The sequence below is a fragment of the Nostoc sp. genome (assembly GCF_036917535.1).
Lineage (GTDB): Bacteria > Cyanobacteriota > Cyanobacteriia > Cyanobacteriales > Nostocaceae > Nostoc.
On the sequence record NZ_JBALDA010000052.1, the window covers coordinates 123,786 to 142,274 of the forward strand.

General features: G+C 42.1%; 15 protein-coding genes. 13 read left to right on the forward strand and 2 right to left on the reverse strand.

The window, feature by feature from the left end:
- Positions 1-284 precede the first annotated feature (284 nt).
- From der to V7K56_RS17525, 7 genes are all read left to right on the forward strand, one after another.
- Entirely contained in the window at positions 285-1,646 is a 1,362-nt protein-coding gene (gene der, locus V7K56_RS17495; protein ID WP_334912129.1) for a ribosome biogenesis GTPase Der, read from the forward strand.
- Positions 1,647-1,722: 76 nt separating this feature from the next.
- A complete protein-coding gene (locus V7K56_RS17500; protein WP_334912130.1) occupies positions 1,723-2,643 on the forward strand; it encodes an energy-coupling factor transporter transmembrane component T family protein in 921 nt (306 codons plus the stop codon).
- 950 nt (positions 2,644-3,593) lie between these two features.
- Positions 3,594-3,872 (forward strand): transcriptional coactivator PipX, encoded by a 279-nt coding sequence (pipX, locus tag V7K56_RS17505; protein WP_334912131.1) that lies wholly within the window; start codon positions 3,594-3,596, stop codon positions 3,870-3,872.
- Positions 3,869-4,537 (forward strand): YggS family pyridoxal phosphate-dependent enzyme, encoded by a 669-nt coding sequence (locus tag V7K56_RS17510; protein ID WP_334912132.1) that lies wholly within the window; start codon positions 3,869-3,871, stop codon positions 4,535-4,537. Before pipX ends, V7K56_RS17510 begins: the two co-directional genes overlap by 4 nt.
- Before the next feature lie 386 nt (positions 4,538-4,923).
- Positions 4,924-5,523 carry a cell division protein SepF gene (locus tag V7K56_RS17515; RefSeq protein WP_334912133.1) on the forward strand — a complete coding sequence of 200 codons (600 nt, stop codon included), beginning with the start codon at positions 4,924-4,926 and terminating at the stop codon, positions 5,521-5,523.
- A gap of 106 nt (positions 5,524-5,629) precedes the next feature.
- On the forward strand, positions 5,630-6,448 hold the full coding sequence (proC, locus tag V7K56_RS17520; protein WP_334912134.1) for a pyrroline-5-carboxylate reductase: 819 nt from the start codon (positions 5,630-5,632) through the stop codon (positions 6,446-6,448).
- Between the two features lie 195 nt (positions 6,449-6,643).
- Entirely contained in the window at positions 6,644-9,322 is a 2,679-nt protein-coding gene (locus tag V7K56_RS17525; protein WP_334912135.1) for a DEAD/DEAH box helicase, read from the forward strand.
- 80 nt (positions 9,323-9,402) lie between these two features.
- Here the strand turns inward: V7K56_RS17525 and V7K56_RS17530 are convergent, their stop codons facing one another.
- Positions 9,403-9,531, reverse strand: coding sequence for a DUF4351 domain-containing protein (locus V7K56_RS17530; RefSeq protein WP_334912136.1), 129 nt, complete (start codon positions 9,529-9,531; stop codon positions 9,403-9,405).
- A 426-nt stretch (positions 9,532-9,957) separates the two neighbouring features.
- Positions 9,958-10,338 (reverse strand): hypothetical protein, encoded by a 381-nt coding sequence (locus V7K56_RS17535; RefSeq protein WP_334912137.1) that lies wholly within the window; start codon positions 10,336-10,338, stop codon positions 9,958-9,960.
- A 574-nt stretch (positions 10,339-10,912) separates the two neighbouring features.
- Here V7K56_RS17535 and V7K56_RS17540 point away from each other — a divergent pair.
- From V7K56_RS17540 to V7K56_RS17565, 6 genes are all read left to right on the forward strand, one after another.
- On the forward strand, positions 10,913-12,907 hold the full coding sequence (locus tag V7K56_RS17540; RefSeq protein ID WP_334912138.1) for a heavy metal translocating P-type ATPase: 1,995 nt from the start codon (positions 10,913-10,915) through the stop codon (positions 12,905-12,907).
- A gap of 94 nt (positions 12,908-13,001) precedes the next feature.
- Positions 13,002-13,679, forward strand: a complete 678-nt coding sequence (locus V7K56_RS17545; protein WP_334912139.1) for a hypothetical protein — start codon at positions 13,002-13,004, stop codon at positions 13,677-13,679.
- Between the two features lie 229 nt (positions 13,680-13,908).
- Positions 13,909-14,895 carry a hypothetical protein gene (locus V7K56_RS17550; protein ID WP_334912140.1) on the forward strand — a complete coding sequence of 329 codons (987 nt, stop codon included), beginning with the start codon at positions 13,909-13,911 and terminating at the stop codon, positions 14,893-14,895.
- Positions 14,880-15,812, forward strand: coding sequence for an AAA family ATPase (locus tag V7K56_RS17555; protein WP_334912141.1), 933 nt, complete (start codon positions 14,880-14,882; stop codon positions 15,810-15,812). The genes V7K56_RS17550 and V7K56_RS17555 overlap by 16 nt, the downstream gene beginning before the upstream one ends.
- Positions 15,805-17,184 (forward strand): hypothetical protein, encoded by a 1,380-nt coding sequence (locus tag V7K56_RS17560; protein ID WP_334912142.1) that lies wholly within the window; start codon positions 15,805-15,807, stop codon positions 17,182-17,184. Before V7K56_RS17555 ends, V7K56_RS17560 begins: the two co-directional genes overlap by 8 nt.
- A gap of 10 nt (positions 17,185-17,194) precedes the next feature.
- The coding region (locus V7K56_RS17565; RefSeq protein WP_334912143.1) for a WD40 repeat domain-containing protein at positions 17,195-18,489 on the forward strand (1,295 nt) is incomplete at its 3' end.

Consider the following 18,489-nt stretch of genomic DNA (forward strand, 5'->3'; position numbering starts at 1 on the left):
TTTGCCAGATTATAAGAAAAGAAAAATTGACTATCGAAAATTCTTGATATTTAGATAATAATATTTATCAGTAATCATTTAGCGATCAATACATTCACTGCAACTTTACAAAAAATTATCAAGGTTGCTATACAAGCAGATATAAGTGGTGCTACTGTCACCACAGTCCGACCTGGCGCAATGCTGACTTACGTACCCGTCGGAAAATTAAATTAAAACTTCAAGTTTAAAGTGAGTAAAATGTAAGTACGTGATATACTACGCCTCTCACTTACCCTGGTTTTATGGCACTGCCAATTGTTGCAATTATCGGACGCCCAAATGTAGGCAAATCCACCCTGGTTAATCGACTCGCCGGGGAACAAACGGCGATTGTCCATGATGAACCGGGAGTGACACGCGATCGCACTTATCTACCAGCTTTCTGGAATGATCGCGAATTTTTAGTGGTAGACACTGGTGGTTTAGTTTTTAATGATGATACCGAATTTTTACCACTGATTCGCCAACAGGCAATGACAGCCCTTACAGAAGCGTGTGGTGCTATTTTTGTAGTCGATGGTCAAACAGGCCCGACATCAGCAGATTTAGAAATCGCCGAATGGATGCGCCAACAACCCGTACCTGTACTACTAGCAGTAAATAAATGTGAATCCCTAGAACAAGGCTTAATGCAAGCTGCTGAATTTTGGGAATTAGGATTGGGCGAACCATACCCCATCTCCGCGATTCATGGCAGTGGCACAGGAGAGTTACTCGACGAGTTAGTTAATCACATCCCTGCTATTGAAGACATTCCAGAAACTAATGAAATCAAAGTAGCAATTGTGGGACGCCCAAATGTGGGCAAATCGAGCTTACTTAATTCTTTTGTTGGGCAACAAAGGGCAATTGTCAGCCCCATTTCTGGCACTACCCGCGATGCTATTGATACCGTCATTGAACGAGCCGGACAAACCTATCGATTGATTGACACTGCCGGCATTCGTAAAAAGAAACACATCGAATACGGCACAGAATTTTTTAGTATTAACCGTGCTTTCAAAGCGATTCGCCGTGCTGATGTGGTTTTATTAGTACTAGATGCCGTCGATGGAGTCACCGAGCAAGATCAAAAATTAGCTGGGCGAATTATCGAAGAAGGCCGAGCTTGCATCATCGTTGTTAATAAATGGGACGCTGTCGAAAAAGACTCTTACACAATCTACGATTACGAAAAAATTCTGCAATCACGTTTACATTTTACCGAATGGGCAGAAACAATTTTTGTGAGTGCCTTGTCAGGACAACGGGTAGAAAAGATTTTAGAATTGGTGAAAACGGCAGCTGAATCACACAAACGCCGTGTCAGCACATCAGTGATTAACGAAGTCTTAACAGATGCCGTCAGTTGGCATTCACCGCCAGCATCTCGTGGTGGACGTCAGGGCAAGATTTATTATGGTACACAAGTAAGTAGTCAACCACCAACGATCGCTCTATTTGTCAACGACTCCAAACGCTTCAACGACAACTACCGCCGCTACATTGAACGGCAATTCCGGCAACAGCTAGGATTTAAAGGCACACCAATTATTTTACTGTGGCGAAGCAAAAAAGTCCGTGATGCCGAAAGTGGTAATGTTAATAAAGCAACTCGCGTGTAATAATTGTCACTTGTCATTAGTCATTTGTTTTTTGCCTAATGACTAATGACTAATGATTAATGACTAATGACAAAACATGGATTTATTGCGATCGCTGCCACTTGGACTTTATTTAGAACAACCCCAAACTTGGCTGCATAAAATCGATCCGCGAGTCAAGTTCGCCTGGTTGATGAGTTTTTTAACAAGCTATGTTTTAGCCAACAATAATTGGCGGGTGCTGCTGGTGGTAATACTGATTATTGCCACCTTGATTGCAAAAATCCCCCGTCGAGTATGGCAGCAGCAAATGGGTTGGCTATTAATGCTATCGTTTTTTGTGCTAGCGATCGCAGCCCTTAGTCCTGATGGTCTGGGTGTAGATTATCAGTCACGCCTGCCAGCTAACGAACAAATATTAACCCAGCAAGCATTCTCTAATGATCTTGTTCAAGAGCCAGCAGTTGAGAAAAAAAAATACAGCTACGTGCTATTTCACAAAGGCCCGGTTAAAGTCAGTCGCTACTCCTTGAGTTTGGCAGTACGCCTGAGTACACTTATCTTTACCGTGATTTACAGCACCAACCTGTATCTGCTGACAACCGCACCAGAAGAAATCACATCTGGCATAGAAAGCTTAATGCAACCCTTGCGCCGCTTTAAATTGCCCGTCACAGAAATTGCTTTAACTTTAACTTTGTCCTTGCGCTTTATTCCTCTAGTTTTAGAAGAAGTGCAAAACTTATATCGCTCCGTAATGACAAGGGCAATTAATTGGAAAAAGCTGGGATTAAAAGGAGCATTTAAGGTTTGGATGACAGTTGCAGAGAGACTTTTGGAAAATCTGCTCTTACGAGCCGATCAAATGGCGAATGCAATGATGGTGAGGGGTTTTACCAGTCCTAACGATCATCGAGTGCAGTGGCACGACTTACGATTAAAAGGGCGTGATTGGCTGGCGATCGCAACTTTAATCTTATTTTGGGGAATACGACTAGCTATAGGAACTCAGGTCTAAATTTTGCACCGAAAAAATGGTAAGAGATAATACAGCAGAATTCAGGAGCAAAGCCGGAGACGCTCCGCCAAGGCGTCAGAATTGAGGATGCAGAATGGGAAATTGAACAGCTACCCAGCATTAACAATTCAAAATTCAAGACATTTTGAGTCGGGGATTTAAACTCTTGAATGTACAATAAAATTGATCCCCTACCATTTCGCGTAGATTTTTGGTCTGAACCAGCCTTATGCAAACACTATAAACTAATCTTAATATTTTTTACAGATTCCCTGATGAATCTCTGCACAAAACTCAGGCACAAATTGCACCACTGAAAATACTAGATAATCAATAGACCTTTTGCATAAATCAAAAATAAAACCACACTCCACTAAAGCTACACTTTTTTTCTAAGATCTCACCATATTGGGTGTCAGGGACTTTTGCAAAAAGTCCAATATAAAGATATTTTTCTTTTCTGTACCCAATCCCCAATCCCCATTACCGCTTATCCCCAAAGGGAACCCCACCTTCTCCACTCTCCAATTAGGATTTTGTGCCATTGGGCGACAGTTGTGGCAGTATGGAAAGAAGTTGAAAAATTCGCCGTTGCTGTTGGGAACTTCAAAGGGTGTTTTTCCTTCCCACGTCGAACTTTCAACAACAGGATCGGGAATATTTTGTGCCTTGTCCCTACAGATTAGTAAATTGAAGTCACCAAAGCAGATGGTGATATTTGTCGAACAGCCTCTACTCTTTTAATCTACGCTTCGCGACTTCTGTTGTACTATTGCGCTTCACTACCACTAGCTTCATCTGCTCATTAGGAACTAGATCGAGGTCTTCGTAACCGCAGTTTCGCATTTTAAGCAAATATTCTGACGAATGTTGGTATTATCGTCTGAATGTTTAGAATTCCTTGCGAAAAGATATATATACTTTCACCTTGACTACACCTTGACTCTTAAATGAATCCAGAAAACGTAGAAACTTACATAAACCATCCAACTTGGGGTTTACTTTACAAAATCTGTATGGTTGATGAGAACCAGGATTTGTTCACCACACTTTATGCCCAGCGCTTATTTTTTTTGGTGGCAAATGACGTTAAAGGTGTTAAATTCCAGTCTCTAGGACGTACTGAGGCTAGAATGATGTTGGAAAATCGCTTACGTACCCTGCGGCGCAGTGGGCAATCTCAGGAGTACGATCAGCTTCAGAGTGTTTTCCAGCGCACCTTCCAATGAACAGTTCGATTTCCGAACGTATTGTTACTATTCGTTCTTCCCTGCCAACTTCAGTCAAATTGATTGCTGTTAGCAAGCAAGTTTCTGCTCAGGCTATTCGGTCTGCATACAACGCAGGAATTCGTGATTTTGGGGAAAGTCGTATCCAAGAAGCTGCCAGCAAACAAACCGAGTTGCAAGATTTACCGGATATTACCTGGCACTTTATTGGACATTTGCAAAGCAATAAAGCCAAAAAAGCCATCGAGCATTTCCCTTGGATTCACTCCGTGGATAATTTGAATCTGGCACAGCGCTTAGACCAATTGGCGCAACAGCTAGGAGTGAGTCCCCAGGTTTGCCTGCAAGTGAAAATTCTTCCCGATGCCAATAAGTATGGTTGGAGTGTACCAGAACTTTTGGCTGATTTACCTACGCTCAATTCTTACAAAAGTTTACAAATTCAAGGTTTGATGACAATTCCACCTTCAGGATTAAATGATTCCGAAATTCTTAGTGTGTTTAATCTCAATCGTAAGCTAGCCAAAGAAATCCAGGAGCAAAACTGGTCGCATATTAAAATGCAGCACCTATCTATGGGTATGTCAGGCGACTACGAACTAGCAGTACAAGCAGGCGCAACGATGGTACGATTAGGAACCATATTGTTTGGCGATCGCTCTTAGCCGATTAATCATCAGCCTTACTCTTCAGTATTAATAGAAGCTAAGGATTTGATGACAAGAATTTTGTAACAGACTGGTGCAATCCGAAACAAAGGATATAGTATTGACAAGAGCAATCGCCAAGAGGAAATGGGGTATCAAGAACTTTCCTTCGGATAAACCTTAGGATATAATCTTGACTCATTATTGTGTTTAGGCGATGCACAGACCTTTCCAATAAGTGTCAGTTCATCGCCAAAACTCGTAATATGGGCTACAACTAGCAATAAAGTTGCTGAAGTATCCACGGATGTAGCGTAGTTTACCGCCGTAGATCATCGCTCCTAGCTCAATCAATCCTCAGCCAAGTCAATGCAGGCAATTCGCATCAGGAGAGTACACGCACCATGAACAACATATTTTCTAAACTCAGAGACTTTGTGGGTCTAAATGAGCAAGTAGAATACGAGTATTACGAAGAAGAACCAGAAACAGATAATAATTACCAAAATCTGTATCAGCAAGAAAATCCCCAACCAGCACCGCAAGAGAGTACAGCCGCTCAAAATCGACGCTGGCGGGAACCAGTGCCTACAATGGGAGATGATATGACAGCAGGTTCAAAGCCAATGGGGAATGTGATTGGTATGCCAGGAGCAATTAACGGAATTTCGGAAGTTTTAGTACTCGAACCACGCACCTTTGAAGAAATGCCCCAGGCAATTCAAGCGTTGCGAGAACGCAAGTCAGTGGTATTAAATCTGACAATCATGGATCCAGATCAAGCTCAACGAGCAGTAGATTTTGTTGCAGGTGGTACTTACGCATTAGATGGACATCAAGAGCGCATAGGTGAGAGCATCTTTTTGTTTACGCCAAGCTGTGTCCAAGTTAGCACCCAAGGTGGCGTTCTGCATGAAGTACCACAACCACCAGCACGTCCATCCCGTCCCACAGGTACTCCAAATCAAACCTGGGGCAACGAAACCAACCGGATGGCACAATAAAGTTAAATTAGTATTTAGTCCTTTGTCCTTTGTCATTTGTCCTGGGTTTTGCTCATAGTGACAAATGACAAATGACTAATGACCAATAACTAATGACTGATGACTAATGACTATAAAATTTGGCTTAATTGGTGGTGGGGTAATGGGAGAAGCACTCTTATCCCGCCTTATAACGCGTGGAATTTATCAATCATCAGAAGTCATAGTTAGCGAACCGCTATCTTCACGCTTAGAGTTTTTAAAGCAGCAATACGGTGTTGCTGTGACACCAGATAATAGCCAAGTTTTCACACAAGCAAAAGAAGTTCTATTTTTGGCAGTGAAGCCGCAGGTGTTTAGCGCGATCGCTCAAGAATTAGCAGATATTGATATTCTTAATAGAGAACACTCACCGCTGATCGTTTCCATTTTGGCGGGTGTACCTTTAAGTCAGCTAGAAGCTGCATTTGTGCAATTGCCAGTGATTAGAGCAATGCCCAACACCCCGGCAACAGTGGGAGCAGGAGTTACCGCGATTTGTTTAGGTGCATATACCAATGCCAAGCATCACCAAATAGCACAGCAAGTTTTTTCTGCTGTGGGTGAAGTAGTAGAAGTTTCAGAAGCGCTGATGGATGCAGTTACGGGGCTATCTGGTAGCGGCCCCGCTTACGTGGCGCTCATGGTAGAAGCACTTGCAGATGGCGGAGTAGCCGCAGGTTTGCCTAGAGCAATTGCCAATCAACTAGCTTTGCAAACCGTACTGGGAACAGCAAAACTGTTGCAGGAAACTAAAATGCACCCAGCAGAACTCAAAGATCGTGTTACTAGTCCCGGTGGTACAACCATTGCGGGAATTGCCAAGCTAGAACAAGCAGGATTTCGTTCCGCTTTAATTGAAGCAGTCAAAGCTGCCACAGAGCGATCGCAAGAGATGGGAAAATAAAATGGGGCAGGGGCATGGGGCATAGGGCATGGGAACGATGAGGGAGAAATCAATTCAAAATTCAAAATTCAAAATTCAAAATTCACGCATTAAAGAACTTCTGACTTCTGGCTTCTGTCTCCAATGCCCAATGCCTAACGAAGTTGACAAAAGACTCGTTAGTATAGTAAACAATCTGGTTGCAAATGTGATTGAGTGAATTATCCTGCACCGTCTCCAGAACTTGACTTAGGGTCTATATTTCCCTTTGAACTGGATCAGTTTCAAAAAGAAGCGATTGCGTCCCTGAATGCTGGGCGCTCCGTAGTCGTATGTGCCCCCACAGGTTCGGGCAAAACATTAGTTGGGGAGTACGCTATTTATCGCGCCCTAGCGCGAGGGAAACGTGTGTTTTATACTACTCCCCTGAAGGCGCTATCGAATCAAAAATTACGTGACTTTCGAGAAAAATTCGGATTTGATCGAGTCGGGCTGTTAACTGGAGATGCTTCCATCAACAGAGATGCACCGATTTTGGTGATGACCACAGAAATTTTCCGAAATATGCTCTATGGCACACCCATCGGGCAAATTGGCATCTCATTAGTAGACGTTGAAGCGGTGATACTTGATGAATGCCACTACATGAACGATCGCCAGCGCGGTACTGTTTGGGAAGAATCAATTATATATTGTCCCCGTGAAGTGCAGCTGGCAGCTCTCTCAGCAACGGTTGCCAATAGCGATCAACTCACCGACTGGCTAAACCGCGTTCACGGCCCAACTGACTTAATTTACTCCGATTTTCGCCCAGTCCCTTTAGAATTTCACTTTTGCAATCCCAAAGGGTTATTTCCCCTGCTGAATGATAGCAAAACCAAAATTAACCCCCGCCTTCTTCAGAAGAAAAAGGGGAGAGGGGGAGAAAGGGATAGGGGGAGAAATGGTAGACCTGAAGCTCCGGGTATAATTTTTACCCTTAGCCAGTTAGAGCAACGGGATATGCTACCAGCGATTTACTTTATCTTTAGCCGCCGGGGATGTGATAAAGCAGTGGCGGAAGTGGGTGATTTATGGCTAGTAAATAATCAAGAATCCCAGATTTTGCGGCAACAGATTGATGACTTTTTAGCCCGCAATCCTGAAGCCGGGCGTTCTGGACAAATTGCACCTTTGTATCGGGGAATTGCTGCTCACCACGCTGGGATTTTGCCTGCTTGGAAAGCACTGGTAGAAGAACTATTTCAGCAAGGGCTGATTAAAGTAGTATTTGCCACTGAGACACTAGCAGCAGGAATTAATATGCCCGCCCGGACAACGGTAATTTCTACCCTTTCCAAGCGTACCGATACTGGACATCGCCTGTTGAACGCTTCCGAATTTTTGCAAATGGCTGGACGAGCAGGCCGCCGGGGGATGGATAAACAAGGTCATGTAGTGACAGTCCAAACTCCCTTTGAAGGAGCTAAAGAAGCCGCGTATTTGGGAACATCCAAGCCAGACCCTCTAGTAAGCCAGTTTACGCCCAGTTACGGCATGGTACTCAACTTGCTGCAAACCCATAACCTAGAGCAAACCAGGGAACTGATAGAGCGCAGTTTTGGGCAGTACATGGCTACCTTGCATTTAAGACCAGAATACGATGAGATTGCCGAATTGCAAACCCAATTAGCTCAACTTCATGAGCAAATCGCCGCAGTTGATGAAAATGAACTAGCTATTTATGAAAAATTGCGGCAACGGCTGAAGGTAGAACGCCAGATATTGAAAACCTTGCAAGAGCAAGCACTCTCAGACCGCCAAGAGGAATTGGTGATGATGTTGTCCTTTGCAGTGTCAGGAACTCTGTTGAGTCTCAAGGGTAAAAATATCACAGTGTCTTCACCTGTAACCGCAGTGTTAGTGGGAAAATCGCCTGGTTCTGGTCAAGCTCCTTACTTGGTATGCTTGGGGCATGATAACCGCTGGTATGTGGCAACCACAGGGGATGTAGTTGATTTGTATGCCGAACAGCCGCGAATTGAAGTGCCACCTGATGTACTACCACCGCCAGAGATGCCTTTGAAACCAGGACAATCGCGCCGTGGTAACGAAGAAAGCTTTGCGATCGCTGTACGTATTCCTAATCCGATAGAATCTTTGCATCTGGCACCAGAAGTAGCAGAACAACTCAGTCGCACTACCGCCGTCCAAGAGCAATTAGAAGCTCATCCTCTACATCAATCAGGCAATGCGGCAACGTTTTTCAAGCGCCGCGCCCGCTATGTTGAACTAGAAGCCGAACTCGAACAGTTACAAGAACAAGTAGAGCAACAGTCACAACGTCATTGGGAAGAGTTTCTGAATTTAATTGCAATTCTGCAACACTTTGGCGCTTTAGATAACTTAGTCCCCACACAATTAGGGCAAATCGCTGCCGCCATTCGAGGCGAGAATGAATTGTGGCTGGGTTTAGTATTCGCTAGTGGCGAATTGGATAACTTAGATCCGCATCATTTAGCAGCAGCAGCAGCGGCTTTAGTGATGGAAACGCCCCGTCCAGATAGCAAAGTTAACTTTGACCTCAGCAATCAAGTGGCAGAAGCATTGGCAAAATTGCGGGGAATTCGCCGTCAAATGTTCCAACTACAACGGCGGTATAACGTAGCGCTGCCTATATGGTTGGAATTTGAGTTAATTGCCATTGTGGAACAATGGGCGTTAGGAATGGAGTGGATAGAACTTTGCGAAAACACCACCTTGGATGAAGGCGATGTCGTGAGAATTTTGCGGCGGACGTTGGATTTGTTATCACAGATACCTCACGTTCCCCATTTACCAGATTCTTTCCAGCGTAATGCCTATCGGGCAATGCAGTTAATTGATAGATTCCCTGTGAATGAGGTGGTTGAATAAACAGGACACTCTTACGCTTTTACACCGGGACGCACAGACACCATTACGCGATAGAGATCGCTTGAACGCTGCGATCAATATTAATAACCCAAGTTGCTAGTTATCATGTTTACGACCCCTAACCAGCAATTTACGTTAGTAAAATCTAACAGTGCTTCGCTCAAATCTTCGAGAACAAGTAAAGGTAGACTGGAAATATGCGATCGCATTTCCTAAAAAAGTTCTCAAATCGCTTAGTTATATCATGTCCGGCTAATTAGTTATAATTTTTTCTCTATGCAGAAAGCCCAAAAAACCCTCCCCTCTGAACCTCTGCTCCTCTGCCAAAAACTGCGGTCTTGATGATAAGTCTTTAACCGAACATGATATTAGCAGTCGAATTAAGGGATAGCCGCCCGCTGACATTGGGTATGCCTCATCCCCTGTACTCAAAAACTCCACCCACAAAGGGGTAGAGTTTTCATTTGAGGGGTTTGAAGTAGTACTACAAATCGCCCTAACAATCAATTTACATTTGACCAAATAATAGTAGTGGTATATAGTTAAAAATGCTTTTTTGGTTTCGTATATCTTCTATACGTGATTAATCACGTGTATCTAACAAAAGTTATAGTCGCTATCAGCGCTATTCAATCTTAGTACACCAAGTTTCCAGTACCCTGCAACTGACGCAAAGAATTTATACATAATGGACAGTCGCAGCCAAATACCCTGATTGCAGCGTCGCTTTCCTCTTCAGTAAAGTTCAACATGGCAACATTCCGATCTGATACTGATGTGACAATAGTCGAAGAACTTGTAGAGGTATACGGGCGTTTTCTCTCTGAATCTCGAATACACACAAAATCTTGTCCACCATGTGGATTAGTGATACAGGTACGACCGTCTTTTGTATGCAGTAATCTCTGTGTAATGCTACCACTAGCATGGGCAGGATGAAATGTCACCAGCGTAGACATCATCGACACAAAAATTGAGGAACTGGAAAGCAAATTCAGGAGAATTTTTTTGTTCATAGATTTCCTTGAAAAAATTGTCTACTAGATTAGGGTATTCGATTAGCTTTCAAACTTCAAGTGAATTTTCCCTGAGAATAGCTAGATAGACACTTGTTAGCCAAGAAAGTTCCATCTTTACACCAGTTCAATCTGAAATTATTTACTACATCATAATTCAGCTATAAAACAGGCTTGATGTCTAGCTTTTAGATGCAATGTTATGTAATTTAGCAAATTTCAATCCGCTGTATATTTCTAAGACGGTTATTATTTGCTTGATGTAAGTATAAAAGCTTAATTAAATTAAAGCTTGTAATTAGTGGCTCTAGCCCTTGAAATTCTTATACAGAGCAATAAATCACTCACTACGAATAAAAGTTATGTCTTACATAATTTTATACACTTGAAAGCCACTATAGCTATTCTTACAAGATTATAAATATTAATTTTAATCAAAAGATAGTATATATATTTAACATTCAACTTGAGATAGATTCTCGTTCTTAAAATATCAACTTGTAAAAAACTATTTTTTTCATTACATTTAAAAAAGACTCATATCTCAATTAATTTACTAACATACATAGAAAAAATGAAGCAGAAAGTACATTCAGAATCTTCAGATTGTTGCAACTGCGAACATGACTATCACGAGAATCATAACCATGTTCATAATCACAATTATGATGAGAATCATAACCATGACCACAATCACGAACATGGGGGAGAGTTCAATCTGAAAAATGAGATATTGCCTTTGGTAGGAATTTTAAGTTTATATGCACCTGGTGTAATTTTTGAAAATCAATTACACAATACATTTTACTCAATAGGTGAATATCTACTTTTTATTCCTGCTTATTTATTAAGTGGATGGAGTGTTTTAAAAACTGCTGGGCGCAATATAGTCAAAGGTAGAGTATTTGATGAAACATTTTTAATGACAGTGGCAACATTAGGGGCGATCGCAATTCATAAATTACCCGAAGCGGTCGGAGTCATGTTATTTTACAAAATTGGAGAATTGTTTCAAGATATTGCCATTAGTCGCTCTCGTAATTCGATCAAATCATTATTGGAAATACGCCCAGACTATGCAAATATTCAAATAGAGGGAGAACTGAAAAAAGTATCACCAGAGACAGTAAAGATTGGGGATATTATCGTTGTCAAGCCTGGAGAAAAGATTCCCTTAGATGGCGAAATTATAGATGGTAATTCGCAAGTTGATACATCTGCATTAACTGGAGAATCTGTACCACGAACGGTAAGAATTGGAGAAGCAGTTTTTGCTGGGACGATCAATAAAATAGGTGCGCTTGTCATTAGAGTCACAAAACTATTTGATGAATCTTCTATTGCCAAAATTTTAGACTTGGTGCAAAATGCCAAAAGTAAAAAAGCAGCAACAGAAAAGTTTATTACTAAATTTGCCCAATACTATACACCAATCGTAGTTTTTACATCTCTAGCAGTTGCAATATTGCCTCCTTTATTCATTTCGGGTGCAACTTCTTCAGAATGGGTTTATCGTGCCTTGATTTTACTAGTTATCTCCTGTCCGTGTGGACTCGTTATCAGTATTCCATTAGGTTACTTTGGAGGTGTGGGAGGTGCAGCTAAACGTGGTATTTTAGTCAAAGGCTCTACTTTTTTAGATACTTTAAATGCAGTTAATACAGTTGTTTTTGATAAAACTGGGACGTTAACAAAAGGGGTATTCAATGTAGTAGAAATAGTCCCATTAAATGGCTGGAATGAACAAGAACTGCTGCTATTAGCTGCCAAAGTAGAATCGCACTCAAATCATCCCATTGCTCAATCTATCTGCAAGGCTTATGGTAGGAAAATCGATGAATTTGAGGTAAAAGATTATGAAGAGATAGCAGGCTATGGAATTAGAGCTAAGGTTGAAAATAGGGTAGTGATAGCGGGAAGCGATCGCCTATTGCATAGAGAGAAGATTTCTCACGATAATTGCCAGTTAGAGGGAACAGTAATTCATTTAGCAGTGGATAATATTTACGCTGGCTATATTGTCATAGCTGATGAACTCAAAGAAGATGCAAGACTTGCTATTCAAGTACTCAAACGAATGGGTGTAGAGAGAACAGTAATGTTGACAGGAGATAACCAAGCGATCGCTTCTCGAATTGCCCAACAGCTTGGCATAGATACCTACGAAGCAGAGTTATTACCTGAAGAAAAAGTTAATGCCATTGAGAAGTTACTCAGCACCAACAGCAAGCATGGTAAAGTAGCCTTTGTTGGGGATGGAATTAATGATGCACCAGTGATTGCTAGAGCAGATATTGGTATGGCAATGGGCGGATTAGGCTCAGATGCAGCGATCGAAACTGCGGATATTGTAATCGTGACAGATGCACCATCTAAAGTGGCAGAAGCAATCGAAATCGCGAAAAAAACTCGTAAAATTGTTTGGCAAAATATTGGGTTTGCGTTAGTAATTAAAGGTGTATTTATTGGATTGGGTATTTTCGGGATAGCGACAATGTGGGAAGCTGTATTTGCTGACGTTGGAGTAGCAATGCTGGCAATTTTAAACGCAACTAGAGCAATGAAATAAAATTTTTGAAAATTGGGAATCTGTAATTGGAAAATTGTAGTAGTTAAATTATGAGTACTTCTCACTCATATTCTGCTACTTAATAGTAAAACCTATGAATCTATCAATCAAAGGCATTGCTACAGCTACTTTAGCTTTACTGTTAAACTATTCAGTAAACCCAGCCTTTGCACTACCTCAGAAAATCAATCATCCAGTTACTATTGCTAAATCGCAACCCTTAAAAGATACCTTAATTGTTCCTGGGGAACGAGTTGGTCCGATAACACGCACAACTACCAAGCAGGATTTAGTCAAACTGTTTGGTGTGTCCCGCCTCGTTGATAAAACTATCTCTGGTGCTGAAGGAATAGGTAGTTTTGCAGCTACTCAGTTAAATATAAATCAGGGGCGATCGCTGCTAGTGGTTTGGAGTGATAATACTCGTACCAAACCTCTAGATGTGCGTAACTTGGGTTCAGCTTGGAAAACCCGCGAAGGTATTGAAGTGGGAACCCCTTTGAGCGAATTACGTAAAAAATTAGGTAATTTTAAACTTTATGGATTGGCGTGGGACTACGGCGGTACTATTTTGTTGGATAGTAGTAAATTATCCCGTTATCAAGGCAAACTCATTTTACGAGTAGATACGGCTCCCAATGCTTCTGAAAAGTTCCCCAATGATTACCAATCAGTGTCTGGGGATAGTACTTTTTCCTCCAGCAATCCCCACTGGAAACCTTTGGGAATTAGGCTAGCAGAAATTATCGTTGTACTAAATGCAAGTGAGTAGTGGTATGCTAAACATCTGTTTGCTTGCTAGGGCGTAGAGTAACTATGAAGACGACGTTCTTATACTAAGTTTGGAACTGGTAAATTCCTGACGGAAGAAATTACATAAGTGACATCTCATGTCGCAATGATGTTTCAGCTATTGAAATCAAACACAGCAAACCAGATTGCTAGATCGATAATTTAGCTAGTCGTATTGAGTAAAGATTATTGACTAAAAAAGTACCTGGATGTCCTTCGAGCAGCATCTACAGCACAAACGCCATGCATTACAGGAGCATTATAACCTGGTAGCCGAGAAGCTAAAAATGTTGCGTCGCGATTATGCGATCGCAGCAGATACTCTTATTCGCTTTCAACTTGAAAAGCAAATTGAACAAACTGAAGCTGAACTAAACGAATTGGCTCAACAGCTTGATGATCTGGAACGAGCTTTATCTAGTGGAAGAGTGTATCGTGCTTTGTTGAAATTGGGTTATCGAGAGCAGACGCGAGCATTTCGGAGATTTATTGAGACTCATTCAGTAGCAGCCTTCCTAATCCACGGTTCACTTCACTATGGTCAACGCTGGTTGTTGAATCGGTTAGTGGTACAAAATGTCCCCAATATCATGACGGGAAAGATTGTGCGAATTGAACTTAGTCGCATTGCTCGGAGGAGTGACAGTGCTGCTTTGTGGCGTGAACTTGGTGGTAGAGTTGGTCTGGGTAGACAAAGCTCAATTCCTGAAATTGCTGAACGAGTTTATCAATGGTGGCGAACTCAGAATGTCCTGTTAATTTTTTATGATGTGGATTGTCTTTCGGAAACTTTTTTGCACGAGCTGATCCAAGATTTCTGGTTACTATTAGCGACTAAAGTTAACGCGGCTAGCCCGCAAGTGAGTCAATTTAAATTATTAATGTTCCTGGTAGATTATGATGGCTGCGTAGGTAGTTGGAATATTCCTTTTGTAGAACGGCTCGATCCTACTTGGAAGCCAGATAACCCTGTGAAACTGCCTGAGATTAATCAATTTTATCAGGATGAACTGACTAACTGGCTAGAGTATACAGAGGACGAATTGCCGACTAAACTGATAGATCAGTTAGATGAAACAGTACAAACAATACTGAAAAACAGTGATAATGGCATTCCAGAACACGCTTTAGGCGAAATTTGTCACCTGTCTGGCTGTAATTGGTATGACGAAGAGGAAAAATGGTTAAGGCTGTAGGTGGAAAAATCTTGGAATATACAGGTAAAGTGCAGCCCCAGCTAGGAGAAAGGGGGGCGAACGGACAGCTGTTATATCCCTATTTGCCTAATCCTGAACTGGTAGAAGCAGTCAACTTGGCGATTTACTTGGAACGTCCCTTACTGCTAAAAGGCGAACCAGGGTGTGGGAAGACTTTACTGGCAAGTGCTGTCGCTTACGAACTAGGTTTAAATTTAGAAGCCTGGTATGTCAAATCCACCAGTCGAGCGCGGGATGGCTTGTATACTTACGATGCTGTAGGACGGTTGCGGGATGCCCAGCTTGCCGCTTCTGATCGCTTGACAGCAGAACAGATTCAGCGACTTGATAACCCGACTAGTTATGTCAGTTGGGGGCCTTTGGGACGGGCATTTCAGAGTAAGCAACGTACAGTGGTGCTGATTGATGAAATTGATAAGGCTGACATTGACTTTCCCAACGACTTGCTGCTGGAACTAGATCAAAAACGATTTGTTGTTGAGGAGACGGGGCAGGCGATTGAAGCCAAGGCAGCACCCATTGTTTTAATTACCAGTAATGATGAAAAAGATTTGCCAGATGCTTTCTTACGCCGATGTTTATTCCATTATGTGGAATTTCCTAGCCGTGAAAGACTGATCCAAATTATGAATGCTTTGTTTCCGAAAACGTCAGAGATTTTGATAAACCAAGCTGTAGAGCGTTTTTGGGAACTGCGGGAAGAAATGAAAAAAAACCAAGGTGGAGCAAGCAAGAAAATCAGCACTAGTGAGTTGATTGACTGGTTCAAGGCTTTGCGTCGCTACCCAGAAGATGAGGCTTTAGCGAAACTAAATGGTAAGTTGCCTTACCCTGGTCTGTTGTTAAAGAGTTGGGAAGATCACATCCGTTATCTAAAGTTGAAAAATAATGGATGATTTACCCCTACTGGAATTGTTTACTCGACTGCGACAGGCAGGATTACCTCTGGGTGTAGATGATTACCAGTCGATGTTGCAGGCTTTGCAAGCTGGTTATGGTCTTCCAGATAGGGCTGCTTTAGCTCGATTGTGTCGAATACTTTGGGTTAAATCAGTTGAAGAAAAATATATATTTAATTATCACTTTGAACAGTTAATTGGTAGTGAGACTGTTCCCCAAACTCAAGCTTTAGATGTAAACCAAAGTCAAGCTACTCAACTTGTTAGGTTTGCAACTTTAGTGGGAGTGTTAGTTTTAGGTGTAGGGTTAGCGGTATGGGTTACACGCCCAAAAAATCAAGTGAGTGTACCTTCCCCTACGATATCTTTACCAATAACAGTACCAGAGAAATTACCCACACCAGTGCAGCAACCAATTGCACCGACCCCGACTGCACAAATTACTCAAAATAAAAGTCAAATAAATTGGCCAGTTTGGTTGATTTTGTTGCTCATTTTGGCAGTAAGTTCAGGGTGTTTGTGGTTGCTAAGGTTGTTGATGAAGCGTCGCGATCAAAATAATCAATTACAGACAGAACTATCTAAGCCCATACCTACTGCTACGCTAGCTTCAGAATCGTTTCGTAATATTGAAGATGAAGTACAAGTTGCCCAAGCGATACGTCAAGTGACTAGTGGAAATGGGGAGGTGTTGGGCGATCGCTTTCTCTTCTCTATGGACTATTTGCCTGTAACTCAAAGGCAAATGAAGCAGATGTGGCGACACCTGCGCCGTTTGACTAAAGAGGGAATTGCTATAGAATTGGATATAGAAGCAACAGTTAACCAGATTGGACGCTACGGAATGATGCTGGAGCCTGTGTTGTTACCAGCCCGGGTGAATCGGACAGAACTGCTGTTGTTGATCGACCAAGACGGATCGATGGTTCCTTTTCATTCTCTGTCAGTTCGTTTGGGTCACACTGCCTCGCAGGGTGGGCAATTAGGTGCAGCTGGCATCTACTATTTTCATAATTGTCCAGTTGGGTATCTCTACGATGATCCACTGCATCAACAAGCAGAGCCAATTGAGAATGTTTTAGCTCGCCTGCGTCAGAATAGAGTAGTAGCACTCATATTTAGTGATGCTGGCGCTGCTCGTGGTAGTCTAAATTCAGAAAGGATAGAGTTGACAGAGGCATTTCTCAAACAGTTAAAACAGCACGTTCGTTATGTTGCATGGTTGAATCCCATACCGAAAAAGCGTTGGCTGAGTACAACTGCTGGAGAAATTGCCGGATTAGTTCCTATGTTTGAGGCAACCCGCGAGGGGTTAGATAGTGCCATTAATGCTCTGCGAGGTCGTTATAGCAGTTTGCAGAACTTTTAAAAGGTGTAAAATGACTCGCACAGCAGCATCCTCAAATGAAGCTAGGTATAGAATTGCAAAACGGCGCATTGAGTCATTTAGTAAACGCTTTGGCGAACCACATTTTTATTTAACTTGCCATGCTGCTTTCCCATTAGCATTAACTCCTGATTTGCTATATCGCTTGTGGGCTAATTTCCAGCAAGATGTTAACAGTAATCTACTGAATATTCCCTGGATTGCTGTCGCAGACCTGCTGCTGTCTAATCTTTGTAATGAAGTAGGTTACGAACTCTACGAGATAGATTGGGCAATCCGCAATGAACTTTTGAACCAACTAAAGAATAATCCGTGCTTTGGTCAGCAAAGAATCTTAGAACTCTCAGACTTTCTTCTTGCTTATATGCAAGAACAGCTTAATAGTTCAAATCCTGACACTCGTGACTTTGCCCAAGTTCAAAAGTGGACAGCTTTAGCTTATGCTCAACCTCATGAAGCAGCCCGTGAAATTGCTTCTAACTTGGCAAGCTTGAATATTGAAGATGGGTCAGAATGGATACGCCTTACTTCGCTAGTAGAAACACTTGCAGACCCCTTGGCAGGCTATGAACCTCTGCTAGTATACGTTAGTGGGATGAAAAGCTTTGCCAGAGGTAATGTGACCGAGGCAAAAAATCTCCTCAGTCAAGTTATGGATTCCAAAGACGAAATTAAGGTTGCTGAAGTCAAATTGTTGATCCCAGACCAATTTAAAGCCAAACCTATACCTAAAGTTTCTTTTAAAACAAAAAGGCATCGTTGGTTAATTGGGGTTAGTTTAGCAGTGGCTATTGTGGGGACAGGAATCTTTATTTGGCAAAAGCTTAATCCAACAGGGTTTCAGCAGCTATGGAATAGTTTGTTTAATCAGGAGCAAAAAGTTACAAAAGAAAATATCTTATGGATACAAAGTAATATCCTCAAAGGGCATAGCAGTACAGTCAATAGCGTGGCATTCAGCCCCGATGGCAAAACCATCGCCTCTGGCAGTGATGACAAGACAATCAAATTGTGGAATTTAGCCGGGCAAGAGTTGATAACCCTCAAAGGGCATAGCAGTACAGTCAATAGCGTGGCATTCAGCCCCGATGGCAAAACCATCGCCTCTGGCAGTGATGACAAGACAATCAAATTGTGGAATTTAGCCGGGCAAGAGTTGATAACCCTCAAAGGGCATAGCAGTACAGTCAATAGCGTGGCATTCAGCCCCGATGGCAAAACCATCGCCTCTGGCAGTGATGACAAGACAATCAAATTGTGGAATTTAGCCGGGCAAGAGTTGATAAC

Coding starts and splice junctions, on each gene's coding strand:
- der (WP_334912129.1), top strand. CDS start 285: ATGGCACTGCCAATTGTTGCAATTATCGGACGCCCAAATGTAGGCAAA.
- V7K56_RS17500 (WP_334912130.1), top strand. CDS start 1,723: ATGGATTTATTGCGATCGCTGCCACTTGGACTTTATTTAGAACAACCC.
- pipX (WP_334912131.1), top strand. CDS start 3,594: ATGAATCCAGAAAACGTAGAAACTTACATAAACCATCCAACTTGGGGT.
- V7K56_RS17510 (WP_334912132.1), top strand. CDS start 3,869: ATGAACAGTTCGATTTCCGAACGTATTGTTACTATTCGTTCTTCCCTG.
- V7K56_RS17515 (WP_334912133.1), top strand. CDS start 4,924: ATGAACAACATATTTTCTAAACTCAGAGACTTTGTGGGTCTAAATGAG.
- proC (WP_334912134.1), top strand. CDS start 5,630: ATGACTATAAAATTTGGCTTAATTGGTGGTGGGGTAATGGGAGAAGCA.
- V7K56_RS17530 (WP_334912136.1), bottom strand. CDS start 9,531: ATGCGATCGCATATTTCCAGTCTACCTTTACTTGTTCTCGAAGATTTG.
- V7K56_RS17535 (WP_334912137.1), bottom strand. CDS start 10,338: ATGAACAAAAAAATTCTCCTGAATTTGCTTTCCAGTTCCTCAATTTTT.
- V7K56_RS17540 (WP_334912138.1), top strand. CDS start 10,913: ATGAAGCAGAAAGTACATTCAGAATCTTCAGATTGTTGCAACTGCGAA.
- V7K56_RS17545 (WP_334912139.1), top strand. CDS start 13,002: ATGAATCTATCAATCAAAGGCATTGCTACAGCTACTTTAGCTTTACTG.
- V7K56_RS17550 (WP_334912140.1), top strand. CDS start 13,909: ATGTCCTTCGAGCAGCATCTACAGCACAAACGCCATGCATTACAGGAG.
- V7K56_RS17555 (WP_334912141.1), top strand. CDS start 14,880: ATGGTTAAGGCTGTAGGTGGAAAAATCTTGGAATATACAGGTAAAGTG.
- V7K56_RS17560 (WP_334912142.1), top strand. CDS start 15,805: ATGGATGATTTACCCCTACTGGAATTGTTTACTCGACTGCGACAGGCA.